This window comes from Algibacter pectinivorans (genome assembly GCF_900112595.1).
Classification (GTDB): domain Bacteria; phylum Bacteroidota; class Bacteroidia; order Flavobacteriales; family Flavobacteriaceae; genus Algibacter_B; species Algibacter_B pectinivorans.
The window spans coordinates 260718-281165 of the sequence record NZ_FOMI01000003.1 but is presented as its reverse complement, the minus strand read 5'-3'; the positions used below and the strand labels follow the sequence as shown (position 1 = coordinate 281165).

The following is a 20448-nucleotide window of genomic DNA, read 5'->3' as shown; positions in this document are numbered from 1 at the left end:
CGGAAAAGTTAGCCCCGATTGAAGACTTTCGACTGGACTCAAGTCAATCTAATCCTATTTTAAACCTAATAAAAACAGGAATTTTGTATTTACCTAAACCAAATAAAAAACCACGTTACTTAAAATTTGTAATAACGTGGTTTAAAAAAATATAGTCCTTCGACTGCGCTCAGGATAAACTACAAACGGGAATAGCTTCTAATAAGAATTTTAAACCCCTGCTATTTCACCTATTTCTGCAATAAATTTATCGCCTAAAGCATCGGCTTCTTCTTGCGATTTTGCTTCGGTATAAATTCTAATAATTGGTTCTGTGTTACTTTTACGTAGGTGTACCCAACTCTCTGAAAAATCTATTTTAACCCCATCGATAGTGGTTAATTGTTCGTTTTGGTAACGCGCTTCCATGGCTTTAAGAATGCCATCTACATCTAAACCAGGTGTTAATTGTATTTTCTTTTTACCCATAAAATAACTTGGATAGGTTTTTCGAAGTGCGCTAACACTCATTTTTTTGTCGGCCAAAAGGCTTAAAAATAAAGCTACACCAACCAAGGCGTCACGTCCGTAATGCGCATCTGGATATATAATACCTCCGTTACCTTCGCCACCAATAACAACTTTGTTTTTCTTCATTAAATTCACCACGTTTACCTCGCCAACAGCACTAGCTTCGTACATGCCACCATGTTTCTCGGTTACATCGCGTAAGGCCCTTGTAGAACTCATGTTACTTACCGTATTACCCGGTGTTTTACTTAATACATAATCTGCGCAAGCTACAAGTGTGTACTCTTCGCCAAACATATCGCCGTTTTCGTCCATAAAAGCAAGACGATCAACATCTGGATCGACAACTATACCAAAATCGGCATTATGCTTTTTAACTTCGGCAGACAGGTCTGTTAAGTGTTCCTTTAAAGGTTCTGGGTTGTGAGGAAAATGTCCGTTTGGTTCGCAATATAACTTAACCACTTCTACCCCTAATCGTTCTAAAAGTAACGGAATTGCGATACCGCCTGTAGAGTTTACACCATCTACAACCACTTTAAAACGAGCTTCTTCAATGGCTGTTACATTAACAAGGTCTAAATCTAGAACTTCAATAATATGTAAATCTATATATGCTTTGTTTTTCGTTATTTTTCCTAGGCTATCCACATCGGCAAATTCCATAGTATCGCTTTCTGCAATGTCAAGAATTTTAGCACCTTCAACAGCATCTAAAAACTCCCCTTTTTCGTTTAATAATTTTAAGGCATTCCATTGCTTTGGGTTATGGCTTGCGGTTAAAATTATACCACCATCGGCATGTTCCATAGGCACCGCCACTTCTACGGTTGGTGTTGTAGAAAGCCCAACATCTACCACATCAATACCTAAACCTATTAAGGTATTCATGACTAGGTTTTGAATCATTTTACCAGAAATACGGGCGTCTCTTCCAACTACAACTTTGTAGTTTTCTTTTTGGCGTTGTTGTTTTAACCACACACCATAAGCCGATGCAAATTTAACAGCGTCTATTGGAGTAAGGTTCTCGCCTACTTGTCCGCCTATGGTTCCTCTAATACCTGAAATTGATTTTATAAGTGTCATTATCTAAATTTAGTTTTAAGTTTTAAAAATGGTTTTTCAAAATATTTATATGAAAGATGAGCCAAAATTATAGTTAATGCAAATGTTAAAATATTTATTAATATAATGGTAAATATATTATTAAAAAAAGCAAATTCTTTAAATTTTATAAATATGAAAACTACCGCATTTAGTGCTATTATATGTAACATATATATACCATACGATATTTGTCCTAAGTAATTTATAATTCTATTTTTTATAACAATCCCAAAATTATTACAACTAAGCACATGTATAAATAAAGACAACAACACCATGGCTGTTAAATTTGTAAGCCATAAATCTTTAAACTGAAAAACATTCGTGAAAAAAAATAACAATGAAGCACTAAGAATTATTATTGGAATTATAATAGATCTTTTTAAAAATTCCAACTTTTTCTCCACTTCTAAAATTGCAATAACTCCTCCTGAAAGTAAGTAAAAGTAAACGAAAAAATGATTTCGCAAATAAGCACTGCTAGTGCTATGAAACACTATAAAATATAAAATAGCAATGCCAATTAAAACCTGTAATATCTTAGTTTTTTTTAGAAAATAAAGCAATGGGGCTATTAAAAAATAAAACTGCTCTTCAATACCTATGGACCATAAAATTTTTAAAATTCCTCCTGGGTCATGTGAAAACGCAAAAATATTTGGAAAAAAGAATACACTAAGCAACAGTCCTTCTTTTAAGCTATAGTTCGTTTCAAAAGGAATGCCCAAATACGGTAAAAACATATGATAAAACAGAAAACCAAAAATTAATACTAAATAGTATAACGGAAAAATTCGTAAAATTCGTCTTAGATAAAATTTACGAATTGAAAAACGCCCCGTTTCTTTTTCAAGATATATCAATCTTACTATTAAAAATCCGCTTAAAATAAAAAAAGTATAAACCGCTTGTATACCTTTATTGAAAATAGGTAAATCATTATAAAATGGAAGTCCTTGATTTCTTGATAGATTAGGAAGATGAAATACAATAACTAATAACGCTAAAAAAAAACGTAAAGCATCTAAGTTTGGAAGCTTTTTCAAAAATACATGGTTTAGCTTACAAAAATACATATATTTATTCAATGAACTACTTAGCCCACATTTATTTGTCTGGTGATAACGATTTAGTAACTATTGGTAACTTTATTGCCGATGGTATTAAAGGTAAACAATACAAAACCTTCCCGAAAGAAATTCAAATTGGCATACTATTACATAGACATATAGATAGTTTTACCGACGCTCATAAAACGTTTAGACTAAGCACCAAAAGACTTCACGAAAAATATGGACATTATTCTGGAGTTATTGTCGATATTTTATACGATCATTTTTTAGCAAAAAACTGGAGTAAATATTGCAACGTCCCTTTAGATGAATATGTAGAAACCTTCTACGATTCGTTGGAGGCAAATTTTGATATTTTACCTGTAAGAATACAAAAAATGATGCCTTATATGTTAGCAGATAATTGGCTATTAAGTTACGCGTCTATTGATGGGATTTCTAGAGTTTTAGATGGTATGAATCGTCGCACTAAAAACCGTGCTAGCATGAACGAGGCTGTTGTTGAACTCGAAGCTTTTTACTCTGAATTTGAAAAAGAGTTTTCAGATTTCTTTGAGGAAGTTATTGCCTCATCAAAACAAAAATTAGAACTCATAAAACAAGAACTTAATGATTAAACATAGTTTTAAAATCGCTTTAATACTGTGCCTTTTCTTTTCATGTAAAAAGGCAAATAATAAAACTGAAGCAACACGCGGCCTCATTACAAAAAATGCCATGGTAGTTTCGGCTCGAGCCGAAGCATCTAAAATAGGAAACGACATACTAAAACAAGGTGGAAATGCCTTTGATGCCATGTGCGCCACCCAATTGGCTTTAGCTGTTGCTTATCCTTATGCAGGTAATTTAGGTGGTGGCGGTTTTATGGTATACCGTAAAGCTAATGGCGATATAGGCTCTATAGATTTTAGAGAAAAAGCACCAATGGCAGCTACAAAAGACATGTATTTAGACGAAAACGGCGATGTAATACCCGAAAAAAGTACCTTAGGCGCTATGGCTGTCGGTGTTCCAGGAAGCGTTGCTGGCGTTTTTGAAGTTCATGAAAAATTAGGTTCATTACCCATAGAAGCCATCATTACCCCAGTTATTGAATTGGCTAAAAAAGGTGTTGTGGTAACCAAAAAACAAGAAGCCAAATTTAAAAAGTACCAACCGCTATTTTTAAAAGCTAATAAAGATTCTATATTATTTGATTTACCCTGGAAAGCCAAAGACACGATTAAATACCCAAAATTAGCCAATACCTTACAACGTATTTTAAAGCATGGTAAGGATGAATTTTACAAAGGTGAAACAGCCAAAATACTAGCTAAGTTTATTCAGGATAATGGTGGCATTATTACCGAAGAAGATTTAGCAAATTACCAAGCAAAATGGCGCAAACCTATTACCTTTAGTTACGACGATTTAAAAGTAATATCCATGGCTCCGCCTTCTAGTGGTGGCGTATGTTTAGCGCAAATAATGAAAATGCTAGAGCCTTTTAATTTAGAAACATACGGGCATAACACCTTAAAAACCATACAAGTTATCACCGAGGCAGAACGTCGCGCTTATGCCGATAGAAGTTATTATTTAGGCGATCCAGATTTCGCAAATGTACCTGTGCAACCCCTAATTAAAGCAGACTATTTAAACCATAGAATGGCAGATTTTTCTTTTGAAAAAGCAACACCATCAAGCCAAGTTTCTCATGGTAACATTCAAGTTGTTGAAAGCGACGAAACCACACACTACTCTATTGTCGATCAATTTGGAAATGCCATTGCAGTAACAACAACCCTAAACGGTGCCTATGGTTCTAAACTGTATTGTTCAGAATTAGGTTTCTTTTTAAACAACGAAATGGACGATTTTAGCAGCAAACCCGGAACCCCAAATATGTTTGGCCTTATTGGTGCAGAAGCTAATAAAATTGAACCCGAAAAACGGATGCTAAGTTCTATGACGCCAACTATAATCGAAAAAAACGGCAAGTTATACATGACCCTTGGTACACCAGGCGGATCAACCATTATTACGTCCGTTTTACAAACTATATTAAATGTTCATGAGTTTGGTATGACCATGCAAGATGCGGTAAATGCACCTCGTTTTCATCACCAATGGTTGCCAGACGAAATCCGTATGGAACCGAACAAATTTAATAGCAAACTTATAAACAATCTCGAAAACTTAGGATATTCCATTAACGAAGAGGACTCTCCAATAATTGGAATTGTAGATGGTATTCTTGTTTTGGATGATAACTCGTACGAAGGAGGTGCCGATTATCGAGGAGATGATACGGCTGTCGGTTTTTAAAGGTTTTACTTTAATTAACCGTAGTACTTTTATAATTTTATAAACAAACCCACAAAAACAACCCTCTTTTATATGCCTATAAAACCCAAGAAAGTACTAAAAATAATAGCAGGAGTGCTTATATTTTTCACACTCCCTACCCTTCTACTTTTTGGGTATATGCATATAAAATACAACGAAGATTTACCCGTAGGAATTCAAGGTGAACAGGCAGATGCTCTAGCACATAAAATGCTAAATACTCTAGATTATCAAGCCTTTAAAAACACGAATTACATTGAGTGGACATTTAAAAAAAGACACCATTACAAATGGGACAAAGCTAATAACAAATGTACCGTGTATTGGAAACAAAATAAAGTTGTTTTAGACCTAAACAACACATCAAAAAGTAAGGTATATATCAATAACTTTATAAACACCAGCGATTTAGCTAAAGAGCTCATTAAACAAGCAACAGACTACTTTAACAACGATTCGTTTTGGCTAGTTGGCCCCTATAAAGTATTCGATTCTGGTGTACAACGCCAACTTGTAAAAACAGAAACAAATACCGAGGCATTGCTTGTAACATACAACTCGGGTGGTTCAACTCCAGGCGATTCTTACCTTTGGATTCTAGATGAAAATTATAAACCAACAGCCTTTAAAATGTGGGTTTCCATACTGCCTATAGAGGGTTTAGAAGCTTCATGGAGCGATTGGACTACCACCAAAACCGGGGCGCAACTACCAACATTTCATAAATTCTTATTTTTTGGCTTGGAAAATGAAAATATTAAAACTTCAAATTAATTAAGTTTATGGGCGCAACCCAAAAGGGTCGGGCTATACGCTACAAGTCCTCGCACCTCCTACGTCGGGCTGTGGGCTTTTCTCTGCTATCCCTTGCGCGGGTACATTTGCAAATTAGCTTTCTCAAACCTTTTTTTAAGAGTCTTTGTCTAAATCACTTCACAAAAATCTACTCAAATTTAATAAACAACAACACTAACTCACTTCTTTTTTAATCGCAAAAAGTGTAACTTCGCAACTTTGCCATTTTATGAGTGAATTCACAGATTTTATCGAAGTTAAAGGAGCACGTGTACACAATCTTAAAAATATTGATGTATCCATACCACGCGAAAAGCTTGTAGTTATTACAGGCTTATCTGGTAGTGGAAAATCCTCACTAGCCTTCGATACCATTTATGCCGAAGGACAACGCCGTTATATCGAAACATTCTCTGCATACGCCAGACAGTTTCTAGGCGGCTTAGAACGTCCGGATGTCGACAAAATCGATGGGCTTTCTCCGGTAATTGCCATCGAGCAAAAAACAACTAGTAAATCGCCACGTTCCACAGTAGGAACCATCACAGAGATTTACGATTTTATGAGACTACTTTTTGCACGTGCCAGTGATGCTTACAGTTATAATACAGGCAAGAAAATGGTAAGCTACAGCGACGAGCAAATTAAAGAGCTTATAAAAAAAGACTTTAATGGTAAACGCATAAACGTACTATCGCCTGTAGTACGTTCTAGAAAAGGGCATTATCGCGAATTATTCGAGCAAATAGCCAAACAAGGCTTTGTAAAAGTAAGAACCGATGGCGAGATTCGAGATATTGTAAAAGGGATGAAATTAGACCGTTACAAAAATCACGATATCGAAATTGTAATAGACAGACTCGTAATTAACGATAGCGTAGATAACGATAAACGCCTTACCGAAACCATTAACACAGCCATGTATCATGGTGAAGATGTACTTTTAGTTATCGATCAAGACACCAACGAAACACGCTATTTTAGTAGAAGTTTAATGTGTCCTACTTCAGGAATCTCCTATCCTAACCCAGAACCAAATAATTTTTCGTTCAATTCCCCTAAAGGCGCTTGTTCAAACTGTAACGGTATTGGTACTTTGTATCAAATTAACGAGGCTAAAATTATTCCAGACGATTCATTATCGATTAAATCTGGAGCCTTAGCGCCTCATGGTCCGCAAAAAAACAGTTGGATTTTTAAGCAATTAGAAACCATTGCACAACGTTTCGATTTTAAATTAACCGATGCTTATAAAGATATTCCTAAAGAAGCTAAACATATTATTCTTTATGGCGGAAATGATAAGTTTTCAGTTGAAAGTAAAACACTTGGTGTAACTCGTAATTACAATATAGATTTTGAAGGCGTTGCTAATTTTATTGAAAACCAATATAACACAGCCGAATCTAGAACCTTAAAACGTTGGGCTAAAGATTATATGGACAAGGTAGAATGTCCTGTTTGCGAAGGTTCTCGCTTAAAAAAAGAATCGCTTTACTTTAAAATAAACAACAAAAATATTGCCGAACTTGCTAATACCGATATGGTGGAGCTTGCCGATTGGTTTAGTACTTTAAACGATACCCTTTCAGAAAAACAGTTAAAAATTGGCGAAGAGGTTATTAAAGAAATAAAATCTAGAATTCAGTTTTTACTCGATGTTGGTTTAGACTATTTGTCCTTAAATCGTAGCTCAAAATCCTTATCGGGTGGCGAGGCACAACGTATTCGTTTGGCCACACAAATAGGATCGCAGCTTGTTGGTGTGCTTTACATTTTAGACGAACCTAGTATTGGTTTACATCAGCGCGATAACGAAAAACTAATAAACTCCCTTGTTTCGCTAAGAGATATAGGAAACTCGGTTGTTGTTGTAGAGCATGATAAAGATATGATTGAGCGTGCCGATTACGTTATTGATATTGGCCCTAAAGCTGGAAAATACGGTGGCGAAATTATTAGCATTGGCACACCAGACGAACTTAAAACGCATAACACCCTAACTGCCGATTATTTAAACGGTAAAAAAGAAATTGAAATTCCTAAAAAACGACGTAAAGGCAATGGTAACTTTATAGAACTTAAAGGCTGCACGGGTAATAACCTAAAAAATGTATCGGTAAAACTACCATTAGGTAAAATGATTGGTATTACAGGGGTTTCTGGTAGCGGAAAATCCACATTAATTAACGAAACCCTTTACCCTATTTTAAACGCTCATTACTTTAATGGTGTAAAAAAACCTATGCCTTACAAAAGCATAAAAGGTTTAGAGCATATAGATAAAGTTATCGATATTAACCAATCGCCTATAGGTAGAACCCCACGAAGTAATCCTGCAACATACACGGGTACTTTTGGCGAAATTAGAGCCTTATTTGCTAAAATTCCCGAAGCCATGATTAGAGGCTACAAAGCGGGTCGTTTTAGTTTTAATGTTAAAGGAGGGCGTTGCGAAACCTGTCAAGGTGGTGGTTTACGTGTTATCGAAATGAATTTCCTACCAGATGTTTACGTAGAATGCGAAACTTGCCAAGGTAAACGTTTTAATCGCGAAACCTTAGAGATTCGTTACAAAGGCAAAAACATTAGCGATGTATTAAACATGACCATGAACGAAGCTGTAGACTTCTTCGAGCATATCCCTAAAATACACAAAAAGCTAAAAACTATTAAAGATGTTGGTTTAGGCTACATCACGCTAGGGCAGCAAAGTACAACACTTTCTGGTGGCGAGGCACAGCGTATTAAATTAGCAACCGAACTCTCAAAACGCGACACCGGAAACACATTTTATATTCTAGACGAGCCCACAACAGGTTTACATTTTGAAGACATAAGAGTGCTCATGTTAGTTTTAAATAAATTAGCAGACAAAGGCAATACCGTTTTAATAATAGAACATAACTTAGATGTTATTAAAACCGTAGATCATATTATAGATATTGGCTACGAAGGCGGTAAAGGTGGCGGACAAGTGGTTGCCGAAGGTACCCCAGAAGAGATTATAAAACACAAAAAAAGTTACACAGCTAAGTTCCTTAAAAAAGAATTAAATTAGCGTGCCTAAAAATTAAGCAGAAATAATAAAAACAATAAAATTTTCGCTTTCGCGGAAATAAAAAACATACTATGAGAAAAGAAAAACATCACAAGGGTTGGAATGAAATAAAAACAAACGATTCATGGGCCATTTTTAAAATAATGGGCGAGTTTGTTAGCGGATTCGAGAAAATGAGTAAAATTGGACCCTGCGTTTCTATTTTTGGTTCGGCAAGAACCAAGCCCGATCATAAATATTATAAGCTAGCCGAAAATGTAGCAACAAAAATAGTTGAGGCTGGCTACGGTGTAATTACTGGTGGTGGTCCAGGTATAATGGAAGCCGGTAATAAAGGTGCCCATTTAGGTGGCGGAACTTCTGTTGGTTTAAATATCGATTTACCTTTCGAGCAACACGACAATCCGTATATAGACAGCGATAAAAGCTTAGATTTCGATTACTTTTTTGTTAGAAAAGTTATGTTTGTTAAATACTCACAAGGCTTTGTAGTAATGCCTGGTGGTTTTGGTACCCTAGATGAACTTTTTGAAGCTATTACGCTTATTCAAACAAATAAAAGTGAAAGATTCCCTATCATTCTTGTAGGAACAGATTTCTGGGAAGGCCTTATGGACTGGGTAAAAAAGACGTTACTTGATGGTTTTGGAAACATAAGCGCAAAAGATTTAGACCTTATTCATTTGGTAGATACCGCCGATGAGGTTATTACCATTTTAGATAGCTTTTATAAAGAGTCTGGCTACAGCCCTAATTTCTAAAAAAATAAAATATTGGCTATTTATGGGCTGTACGTTGTACAGCCCATAAATTAACTTAAACACCTTGTTTTAAGCCATCCTATTTTGCTATCTTGCAACGCCATACATAAATCTATTAACCTAATAATGTTTTTTAAATTTGAAATTTAGATTTTTTAATTGTTTTATTTTACTGTGTTTCTGTCTTAGCAGTTTTGCTCAAAACAAAACCAATGTTAAGGCTGTTTTTGATATAGAAAATAAACAAATAAAAATATCGCAATCCATTCAATATAAAAACACTACTAACGTCCAATTAGATACCATTTATCTTAACGATTGGAATAGTAGCTATTCTACAAAAAAAACACCTTTAGCTATTCGTATTGCAGACGAATACAATAATAACTTTCATCTTGCCAAAAACGAAGATCGAGGATTTTCTGTTATTACCTCCATGAAACAAAATGGTAAAGATGTAGAGTTTAAACAACTTAAAAACCAAATAGACATTCTTAAGGTTGCGCTTAACGAACCTCTAAAAGCCAATGATACCTATACTTTAGATTTAGAGTATACCGTTAAAATCCCAAATGCTAAATTTACTAGCTACGGTGTTACAGATAGCGGCGATATAAACCTAAGATATTGGTACATTACACCTGCCGTTTTTAATGGAGAATGGCAATACTATAGCAATAAAAATTTAGACGATTTATACATCCCAATTTCAGAGGTAAATCTAGAAATAGAATACCCAAATGGCTATGCCATAACTTCAGATTTAGATGTAAGTAACACACAACAACTACCTACAAAACAAATCATTACACTTAAAGGAGCAAACAGAAACAACAACCGATTGTTTTTAACTAAAGGTTCAGAATTTAAAACCTTACAAGATGGCGAATTATCAATAATTTCAAACATTCATGACGAAGATCTTGATATTGTAGAAAAGGTTTTAATCAATGAAAAGGTAAAAACCTTTCTCTTCGAAATCTTTGGTGAATATCCACATAAAAAGCTTCTTCTTTCTCAAATCGATTATGATAAAGATCCTATTTATGGCTTAAATTTTCTACCTAGTTTTATTAAAACATACCCTAATCATTTTCAATACGAGCTCAAGTATTTAAAAATTGCCTTACATAATTATTTAGAAAACACCTTACTATTAAATCCTAGAAAGGAACAATGGTTAATAGATGGTATTCAAATTTATTATTTAATGAATTATGTAGACAGGCACTACCCTAACATGAAATTCCTTGGTAGCATAGCTAATTTTTGGGGTGTAAGATCCTTTCATGCTGCCGATATGAGTTTTAATGATAAATACGTGTTATCTTATATGCTTATGGCACGTACAAATCGAGACCAACCATTAACCATGGCTAAAGACTCGTTATTAAAATTCAACAAAAACATAGCCAATAAATACAAAGCCGGTGTAGGACTAAAATATCTAGACGATTTTGTAAACCAAGATATTGTAGAGCATAGTATTGAAACTTTTGTTAAAGAAAATAAACTTAAACAAACCTCCGTAAAAGATTTTGAAAGCTATATAAAATCAAAAACCAAAAAAGATATTAATTGGTTTTTTGATGATTATTTAAGCACTAGAAAAAAAATAGATTTCAAAATAAGTAAATTAAAAAAGACCGAAGACTCTATTACCTTAACCATTAAAAATAAAGGCGATAATAGCATGCCTATTTCATTATATAGCTTGTATAACGATAGTGTAATTGCCAAACGCTGGGTAGAAAACATAAAAGGTAGTAAAACCATTACCATACCAAGAGAAGACGCCAATAAGTTAGTTTTAAACTACAATAACACCATTCCTGAATTTAACTTAAGAGACAACTGGAAATCTTTAAAGGGTTTCTTTTTTAACAACAAACCTTTGCAATTTAGGTTATTTCAAGATGTAGAAGACCCCTACTACAATCAAGTCTTTTTTATGCCCATTGTAGAGTATAATAATATTTATGATGGTTTCACCGCTGGTGCCAAAATTTACAATAAAACCGTATTAAGAAAATTATTCAATTATAAAATTGCACCAAGATATTCGTTTAAATCTCGATCGCTAACAGGTTCTGCTTCGGCTTTTAAAACCCATTATATTCAAAACAAAAATTTATACTCCATTCATTATGGAATTGCCGCAGGATATAGCTCTTATGGTGAAGATTTATTTGTTAGACAAATTACACCTTCGGTACAATTTCTATTTAGAGAAAACAACGATTTTAGGTCCAATAAAAGGCAGTTGCTAAATGTAAGACACGTAAACATTAATAGAGATCAAGAACTCAATAACCCAGATTCTTCCAACGAGCCTAATTACAGTGTTTTTAATATTAGATACGTAAATTCTAACGATAACCTTATTAATTTTAGTAAGTGGAATACCGATTTTCAAATTGCCGATAAGTTTAGTAAAGTCTCTTTTAACTACGAGTTTAGACGCCTTTTTGAAAGCAACAGACAGCTAAATGTTAGAGCGTTTGCAGGAGCCTTCCTATCAAATAATAGCGACTTAGGGTCTAATTATTTCAGTTTTGCATTAGATCGTCCAACCGATTATCTTTTCGATTATAATTACTTAGGACGATCTGAAGACACCGGTATTTTTAGTCAGCAATACATAGAAGCCGAGGGTGGATTTAAATCTAAATTAACCACACCATTCGCTAACCAATGGATCACAACATTAAATGCTAGTACAACGCTATGGAATTACATCCTAGCTTACGGCGATATAGGTTTAGTAAAAAATAAATTTAACGCCGCTAATTTTGTTTACGACTCTGGTATTCGAATTAATTTAGTTACCGATTACTTTGAGGTTTACCTGCCAGTATATTCAAATTTGGGTTGGGAAATAGGTCAGCCACGTTACGATCAAAAAATACGTATAAAGTTTACAGCCGACCCACAAGCCCTCTTAGGCTTGTTTAGAAGGAAATGGTTTTAATTCATTTTATTTATTGAATAATCAATAAAACCCTCCTATCTATCAATAATCATCAACAGAAAAGCCTTTAAATATTACATTTTTAAAAATTTATCATTATTTTAACAAGGGAATTAATTGCAAAAAAGGTCAATTTTAACTACTTTCGCAAAACTAAAAGCATGAACCTATGCAACCCTTAACCAACTTGGAAAACAATTTATCTTTCGATGATTTTAAAGCAGAAGTCATAAACGACTATCGTACTGCTATGATAAGTCGCGAATGCAGTTTGCTTGGACGAAGAGAGGTATTAACCGGAAAAGCAAAATTTGGTATTTTTGGAGATGGTAAAGAAGTACCGCAACTTGCCATGGCTAAAGCCTTTAAAAAAGGCGATTGGAGATCTGGTTATTATAGAGACCAAACCTTTATGATGGCTATTGGCGAATTAACACCAGAACAGTTTTTTGCAGGTTTATACGCCAACACCAATATCGAGCTAGAACCTATGTCTGCTGGCCGCCAAATGGGTGGGCATTTTGTTACCCACAGTCTTAATAACAACGGTAGCTGGAAAGACTTAACAGCACAATATAATTCTAGTGCCGACATCTCTCCTACTGCAGGACAAATGCCACGTTTATTAGGGTTAGCTCAAGCCTCAAAAATATTCAGAAATGTTAAAGGCATAAACGCCTCAAAATTTTCTAAAAATGGAAACGAAGTCGCTTGGGGAACCATTGGTAACGCAAGTACTAGCGAAGGTTTATTTTTCGAAACCATAAATGCTGCAGGCGTTTTACAAGTGCCTATGGTAATTAGTGTTTGGGACGATGATTATGGTATATCTGTACATGCCAAACACCAAACCACCAAAGAAAACATATCGGAAATCCTAAAAGGATTCCAAAGAGATAAAGATAGTAATGGCTACGACATACTTCGTGTAAAAGGTTGGGATTATGCCAACTTAATAGAAACCTATCAAGAAGCATCTGCCATAGCACGAGAAGAGCACGTACCCGTTTTAATTCACGTACAAGAATTAACACAACCGCAAGGGCACTCTACTTCGGGTTCTCATGAGCGTTACAAAAATGCCGAACGCTTAGAGTGGGAAGCTAAAAACGATTGTAATGTTAAATTCCGCGAATGGATTCTAGAAAGCGGTATCGCTACAAACGAAGCGCTTATAGAAATTGAAAGAGCAGCAAAACGAGATGTTCGAGAAGCCAAAAAATCGGCGTGGAACACCTTCTTAAGACCCATAAAAAAGGAACAACAAGAATTACTGTCTATATTAAAACAAGTTGCAGCCAATAGCATTAACGGCGTATTTATATCTAAACTAAAAGAAAGTTTAGCAAATATTAACGAGCCAACACGAAAAGACATCCTTTCTCATGCACGCAAGGCATTACGCTTTACGGTAGAAGAAACGTTTCCAGAAAAGAAAACGCTTCGTAATTGGATAGATTCTATTTTCGAGCAGGTACAACCTAAATTCAGTTCGCATTTATACTCCGAAACGCAAGGTAGAAATACACGTATTAAAGAAATAAAGGCCACATATAACGACGATGCCGAACAAGTAGATGGCAGAATTATTCTTCGCGATAATTTCGACGCCATTTTTGCTACCCATCCCGAAGTATTAGTTTTTGGAGAAGATACCGGTAACATTGGCGATGTAAACCAAGGTCTAGAAGGCTTACAAGAAAAATACGGCGAACTTCGAGTAGCCGATTCTGGAATTCGGGAAGCCACCATTATAGGTCAAGGTATAGGTATGGCGCTACGTGGCTTACGTCCAATAGCCGAAATTCAATATCTCGATTACATTTTATACGCCTTACAAATAATTAGCGACGATTTAGCTACCGTGCATTACCGTACAAAAGGCAAGCAAAAAGCACCTTTAATAATAAGAACCCGCGGGCACCGTCTAGAAGGTATCTGGCATTCTGGTTCGCAAATGGGCGGTATACTTAGTTTAGTAAAAGGTGTAAATTTATTGGTACCTAGAAACATGACTAAAGCAGCCGGTTTTTACAACACCTTATTGCTAGGCGACGATCCTGCAATTGTGGTAGAATGTTTAAATGGCTACAGACTTAAAGAAAAAATGCCAAACAACCTTGGCACACTTAAAACCCCTATTGGCGTTGTCGAAACCGTAAAAGAAGGTACAGATATCACCCTAGTATCCTACGGTTCCACATTACGCATTGTAGAGCAAACAGCCAAAGATTTATTGGCTATAGGTATCGATGCCGAAGTTATAGATGTACAATCTCTAATGCCTTTCGATTTAAACCACGACATCGTAAAAAGTATCGCAAAAACAAATCGCGTGGTTATTATAGACGAAGATGTTCCTGGAGGCGCATCGGCCTATATTTTAGATAAAATTCTAAACGAGCAAAACGCATTTCAATATCTAGATAGTTCGCCAAAAACCATTACAGCCAAGTCACACAGGCCAGCTTATGGTAACGATGGCGATTACTTCTCAAAACCATCTGCCGAAGATATTTTTGAAGGTATTTACGATGTTATGCACGAGCTTAACCCAAGTAATTTCCCTAAACTAAGGTAACACGTTATTTAAACAATTTGTGCGCCACCACAAGGGTCGGGCTATACACTACAAGTCCTCGCACCTCCTACGTCGGGCTGTGGGCTTTCCATTGCTATCCCTAGCGCAGGTATCCGCTAACTTAAGTACAAAACAATTATTTATTTAACACCCGCAAACCATTGTACTTACAATCCTTTTTTTATATTTATAACATCAGGTAAAAAGACCTACAAGGTTTTAAAAACCTCGCAGGTCTCTAAAACATAATACATTATCGGTATTTAACAACAAACCACTTAGGTCATAATAAATCGACTTTTATAAATGAAAGCTGTACCATTACCAGAAATAAAGAAAGAACTCAATACACTTTCACACAAAGAAACCCAAGAACTATGCTTGCGTTTAGCCCGATTTAAAAAAGAAAACAAAGAGCTCCTTACCTATTTACTCTTCGAGTCGCACAACGAAAGTGGCTACATACAAACCGTTAAAGGCTATATGGACGAGGAATTCGAACTGATTAATACCAACAGCTATTTTTATATTAGAAAAAGCGCACGCAAAATACTCCGTAACGTTAAAAAGTTTATACGTTACTCACAAAAAAAGGAAACCGAAGTAGAACTCCTACTCTATTTCTGCCAAAAACTTAAAGACTTTAAACCTAGCATAAAACGTAGTACACAACTACAAAACATGTACAACCGCCAAATACTTCTAGCCAAAAAAAGTATTACTAAACTGCACGAAGATTTACAGTACGATTTTAACTTGATGCTGGAGGAGTTATAGATTGTTGAAAACTCTTCAAAAAGATAAAGTAAACCTTTATTATAATCATTTTTGACTAAACTAATTTATCGTCGACTATTAAGCATGAGAACGATTTTATAAACGTAAAACCGTTGACAACAAGCTGTGAAATTCCTCAATTAAAGAAATTTAGATCATTAAATTGATAATTTTGTATCTTTGATAAAAAGCTCAATAAAATGAATTTAGAAGCTCGAAAAATAGAATTTGTACAAGAATTTTTAAAACTTCAAAGCGAAGAAGCGGTTTCACGTCTCGAAAAAATTTTGAGAATGGAAAAAAACGCTTCAAACGAGCGATTATCCGAACCTATGACTCAAGAGGAGCTGAATAAAAGAATTGACCAATCGGAATCTGATTTCCAAAACAATCGATTTAAAAGCAGTTCTGAACTTTTGGCAAAATATGAATAATGACATTGAAAATTCTTTGGTCTGAATTTGCTGAAACTCAACTTGACGAAATCTACGACTATTATAAAAAGGAAGCTAGTACAAGAATAGCCAAAAAAATTGTGAAAGGAATTATCAATGAGCCAAAAAAGTTGATAAAAACACCTTTAATTGGACAAGAAGAAGAATTACTAAAACAGAGAGAAATTCGTTATAGATATTTAGTATTTAAAAATTATAAATTGATATACTCTGTGGATAAAGAAAACGGATTTATTAAAATAGCTGATGTTTTTGATACACGACAAAATCCGCCAAAAATAAAACGAACAAAATAAAGCCAGTTTCCAACATCATTTATAATTTATTGCTAATTCTAGCCTACTAACAAAAGCCCTCACGGGTTTTATTTTCGGTTTTTATTTACTGCATTAGGTGCTCAAACCACGCGACGTAATCGTACACAAACACGATAAACCAAACTGTTCAACTTCCGTCCCCAAACCCCACAAACCCAACCCCAAATTAACATATTAACAAAATGCCATCCTTTGTTTGAATGCTGACTTCAATATTTTATCTTTGCACGCTTAAATAGGACATTGATTTATGAAGATTTCATACAACTGGTTAAAACAATTTTTAAAAACAGATTGGACACCAGAACAAACTAGCGAACTACTTACAGATTTAGGACTTGAAGTTGAAGGTATTGAAACCTATCAATCCGTAAAAGGAGGATTAGAAGGTGTTGTTGTTGGCGAGGTTTTAACTTGTGTTAAACATCCAAATGCCGACAAACTAAAAATTACCACGGTTGATGTTGGTACAGATGCACCTTTACAAATTGTATGTGGCGCACCTAATGTAGATGCAGGACAAAAAGTACCTGTTGCTACTATTGGTACAGTTTTATATACCGCAGAAGGCGAATCGTGGACCATTAAAAAAGGTAAAATTCGTGGCGAAGAAAGCCATGGTATGATTTGCGCTGAAGATGAATTAGGCCTGGGAAAATCGCACGACGGTATTCTAGTTTTAGATAACGATATTAAAGTAGGCACTTTAGTTGCCGATCTTTTTGACATTGAAAACGACCAAGTTTTCGAAATTGGATTAACACCTAACCGCGCCGATGCCATGAGCCATTTAGGAACGGCTCGCGATTTAAAAGCGGGATTGATGCAAAAGGATATTAACCTGGAGTTAATTACACCTTCCATTAGTGCGTTTCATGTGGAGAACCGTACTTTAAAAATGGATATTGAAGTGGTGGATAAAGAATTAGCACCACGTTATTGTGGCGTTTCTATTTCTGGTATTAAAGTAGCCGAATCTCCTGCTTGGTTACAACACCGCTTAAAAGCTATTGGTTTAATGCCTTTAAATAATGTTGTAGATGCTACTAATTATGTGTTACACGATTTAGGCCAACCATTGCATGCTTTTGATGCTGCTAAAATTTCTGAAAATAAAATAGAGGTTAAAACCTTACCTGCCGGTACTAAATTTGTGACTTTAGATGGTGTAGAGCGCACATTGCACGAAGATGATTTAATGATTTGCAATGGCGATAAACCCATGTGTATTGCTGGTGTTTTTGGAGGTTTAGATTCTGGAGTTACCGAGCATACTACAAGTATTTTCTTAGAAAGTGCTTATTTTAACCCAGTAAGCGTAAGAAAAACAGCTAAACGTCATGGTTTAAATACCGATGCTTCTTTTAGATTTGAGCGTGGTATAGACCCAAATACCTGCGAGTACGCTTTAAAACGTGCAGCATTACTTATTCAAGAAATTGCAGGCGGTGAAATTACTAGCGATATTTTAGATTTCTACCCTAAAAAAATTAAGGATTTCGAAGTGCGTTTAAGCTTTGAAAATACCGAAAAATTAATTGGAGAAGAAATACCAAAAGAAACCATAAAACAAATATTAAGCTCGTTAGACATTAAAGTAAATAATGTTACCGAAGCTGGTTTAGGTTTAACCGTACCTGCGTATAGAAACGATGTTGAAAGAGAAGCCGATGTTATTGAAGAAATTTTAAGAGTTTACGGGTATAATAATATTAAAACTACCGAAAAACTTAACGCATCTATTTCTACAACGTCGCGTTTTGAAGATTATAAAATTCAGAATATTGTTGGAAACCAATTAGCATCGCAAGGCTTTTTTGAAATCCTTTCCAACTCGCTTACCACACCAAATTACGTGGCTTTAAGCGAGCAATTAAAGGAAGAACACAATATTACTATACTAAATCCTTTAAGTAACGACTTGTCTGTAATGAGACAATCTTTATTGTTTTCTGGATTAGAAGCGGTTTCGTTTAACATTAATAGAAGACGTGGTGATTTAAGATTGTTCGAATTTGGAAAAACCTACCATGGTTATGGTGATAAACGTGAGGAATACAAGCATTTATCGGTATTTTTAACGGGAGATAAAAATTCAGAAAACTGGACAGACACGAGTAAAAAGAGCGATTTCTTTTTAATGAAAGGTTATATAATTGCTATTTTAGAACGTTTAGGGATTTCTAGGTTTAACGAATCGCCTATTAAAAGTGATTTATTTACCGAAGGTTTAACCTTTGGTCTTGGTAAAAATGTATTGGTAGAATTTGGTTTAATAAAAAAACCAATTTTAAAGCATTTTGATATTGCGCAAGAGGTTATTTATGCCGATTTTAAATGGGATAGCATTTTAGATTTAGTTAAGCATAACAAGATTAAGTTTAAAGCTATTTCTAAATATCCTGGAGTACGTCGCGATTTCGCATTATTGCTAGACGATAATGTTACTTTTGAGTCTATTTACAAAATAGCTAAGCAAACCGAAAAGCAATTGCTTACTGCTGTTAACTTATTTGATGTTTACCAAGGTAAAAACTTACCTAAAGGTAAAAAGAGTTACGCGGTTAGTTTTACGCTACAAGATGAAAACAAAACGCTTAACGACAAGCAAATTGATAAGATTATGAAAAAATTACAAAGTAATTTTGAAAATCAGTTAGGTGCAGAATTAAGATAATATAGCCGCTTGCTTGTGGCTACATAACTAAATATAACAACTAATTATTATTAAAAAAACCTGTTAATTATTATTTAATTAACAGGTTTTTACGTTAAAAATGTTGTATATTTAAAAAGTAACCTTTTAATTTTTAAGATATGTCTAACTACATAAAAGTATTTTCTGGAAATTTTATTGAAGTGCAACGCATGTTTAAATTACTTGAAGAAGTAAATATTTGCGCTATTATTAAAGATGAATCTGAATCTGGAAGATTAGCTGGTTTTGGATCGTCCATTCAAGGTTTACAAGAAATCCATGTGCATAAGGATGAACTAGAACGGGCTAAACCTATTATTGAAAGTTCGACTTCGACTTCGGAATTTGAGCTGGATTAGCCATTTCATTACATTCTTAAATGTTACAAGAGCTTTATAAACGATGGTACATTTGTACCTCCTTGACTTTTTTATTTAAGCTTTTTGTATTTGCCGTAATATTTAAACTAATTAAAAGCTTAAACCTACAAAAGTATTAATATGATGGGTATAAAAAATGTTATTTAGTATTACCAATATTTTGTAATTAGAACATCTAAACTCTATTAGTGGTACGTATATACTAAAAACATTATACAGAATTTACCATGTTAAACTACATAAAAGTATTTTCAGGCTATTTTATTGATATACAACGTATTTTTAAAGAGTTACAAAACTTAAATATTTCGGCCATAGTTAAAGATGAATCTGAATATGCTAGATTGGGTGGTATGGGATCTCCTTTTAACTGCATATTACATATACATGTGCTTGAGGATGAACTTGAAAGAGCAAAACCTGTTTTTGAAAATTTCTTATCGGAATTAGAGTTAGAGTATTAATTTAAACTAATCTGTTTAAAATTTTGTTCAAACTAAAATACATGCACGTAAATCCTTTAATTAAGATTTAGGTATTACACACGTCTTGTATTATTAATTGTTTGCGATTTAATTACTGTAAACTCCTTTATAAATACACCTGTTACCTACCGTTTTAAAACTAGCTC

15 protein-coding genes are annotated in these 20448 nt (G+C 34.5%); 13 read left to right on the top strand and 2 right to left on the bottom strand.

Translation table 11 applies throughout. The features are described 5' to 3' along the window. Positions 1 to 210: 210 nt before the first annotated feature. Both glmM and BMY96_RS06270 read right to left on the bottom strand, forming a co-directional pair. Positions 211 to 1599: a phosphoglucosamine mutase gene (gene glmM, locus BMY96_RS06275; protein ID WP_092850487.1), complete on the bottom strand. Its 1389-nt coding sequence runs from the start codon at positions 1597 to 1599 to the stop codon at positions 211 to 213. Continuing rightward, complete coding sequence (locus BMY96_RS06270; RefSeq protein ID WP_139205221.1) at positions 1599 to 2708, bottom strand: acyltransferase family protein; 1110 nt, start codon at positions 2706 to 2708, stop codon at positions 1599 to 1601. Before BMY96_RS06270 ends, glmM begins: the two co-directional genes overlap by 1 nt. Here BMY96_RS06270 and BMY96_RS06265 point away from each other — a divergent pair. From BMY96_RS06265 to BMY96_RS06205, 13 genes are all read left to right on the top strand, one after another. Beyond that, positions 2708 to 3310 (top strand): acyl carrier protein phosphodiesterase, encoded by a 603-nt coding sequence (locus BMY96_RS06265; RefSeq protein WP_092850483.1) that lies wholly within the window; start codon positions 2708 to 2710, stop codon positions 3308 to 3310. The genes BMY96_RS06270 and BMY96_RS06265 overlap by 1 nt on opposite strands. Beyond that, positions 3303 to 5000, top strand: a complete 1698-nt coding sequence (gene ggt / locus BMY96_RS06260; protein WP_175473524.1) for a gamma-glutamyltransferase — start codon at positions 3303 to 3305, stop codon at positions 4998 to 5000. The genes BMY96_RS06265 and ggt overlap by 8 nt, the downstream gene beginning before the upstream one ends. A gap of 72 nt (positions 5001 to 5072) precedes the next feature. Beyond that, positions 5073 to 5795 carry a hypothetical protein gene (locus tag BMY96_RS06255; protein WP_092850480.1) on the top strand — a complete coding sequence of 241 codons (723 nt, stop codon included), beginning with the start codon at positions 5073 to 5075 and terminating at the stop codon, positions 5793 to 5795. Between the two features lie 250 nt (positions 5796 to 6045). Beyond that, the gene (gene uvrA / locus BMY96_RS06250) at positions 6046 to 8877 is read left to right on the top strand and encodes an excinuclease ABC subunit UvrA (RefSeq protein ID WP_092850474.1); all 2832 of its coding nucleotides are present in this window, start codon (positions 6046 to 6048) and stop codon (positions 8875 to 8877) included. A gap of 71 nt (positions 8878 to 8948) precedes the next feature. After that, positions 8949 to 9638: an LOG family protein gene (locus BMY96_RS06245; RefSeq protein ID WP_092850470.1), complete on the top strand. Its 690-nt coding sequence runs from the start codon at positions 8949 to 8951 to the stop codon at positions 9636 to 9638. Positions 9639 to 9777: 139 nt separating this feature from the next. Beyond that, positions 9778 to 12609, top strand: a complete 2832-nt coding sequence (locus BMY96_RS06240) for a gluzincin family metallopeptidase (RefSeq protein ID WP_092850468.1) — start codon at positions 9778 to 9780, stop codon at positions 12607 to 12609. 169 nt (positions 12610 to 12778) lie between these two features. Then, entirely contained in the window at positions 12779 to 15190 is a 2412-nt protein-coding gene (locus BMY96_RS06235) for an alpha-ketoacid dehydrogenase subunit alpha/beta (RefSeq protein ID WP_092850464.1), read from the top strand. Positions 15191 to 15496: 306 nt separating this feature from the next. Next, the gene (locus BMY96_RS06230) at positions 15497 to 15967 is read left to right on the top strand and encodes a hypothetical protein (protein ID WP_092850461.1); all 471 of its coding nucleotides are present in this window, start codon (positions 15497 to 15499) and stop codon (positions 15965 to 15967) included. Positions 15968 to 16167: 200 nt separating this feature from the next. Further along, positions 16168 to 16401 carry a hypothetical protein gene (locus tag BMY96_RS06225; RefSeq protein ID WP_092850458.1) on the top strand — a complete coding sequence of 78 codons (234 nt, stop codon included), beginning with the start codon at positions 16168 to 16170 and terminating at the stop codon, positions 16399 to 16401. Beyond that, positions 16401 to 16718 (top strand): type II toxin-antitoxin system RelE/ParE family toxin, encoded by a 318-nt coding sequence (locus tag BMY96_RS06220; RefSeq protein WP_092850454.1) that lies wholly within the window; start codon positions 16401 to 16403, stop codon positions 16716 to 16718. Before BMY96_RS06225 ends, BMY96_RS06220 begins: the two co-directional genes overlap by 1 nt. A gap of 271 nt (positions 16719 to 16989) precedes the next feature. Beyond that, positions 16990 to 19416, top strand: coding sequence for a phenylalanine--tRNA ligase subunit beta (gene pheT, locus BMY96_RS06215; protein ID WP_092850451.1), 2427 nt, complete (start codon positions 16990 to 16992; stop codon positions 19414 to 19416). A gap of 140 nt (positions 19417 to 19556) precedes the next feature. Further along, on the top strand, positions 19557 to 19796 hold the full coding sequence (locus tag BMY96_RS06210) for a putative signal transducing protein (protein WP_092850449.1): 240 nt from the start codon (positions 19557 to 19559) through the stop codon (positions 19794 to 19796). Between the two features lie 248 nt (positions 19797 to 20044). After that, positions 20045 to 20281 (top strand): hypothetical protein, encoded by a 237-nt coding sequence (locus tag BMY96_RS06205; RefSeq protein WP_092850447.1) that lies wholly within the window; start codon positions 20045 to 20047, stop codon positions 20279 to 20281. The last annotated feature ends 167 nt before the right edge of the window (positions 20282 to 20448 follow it).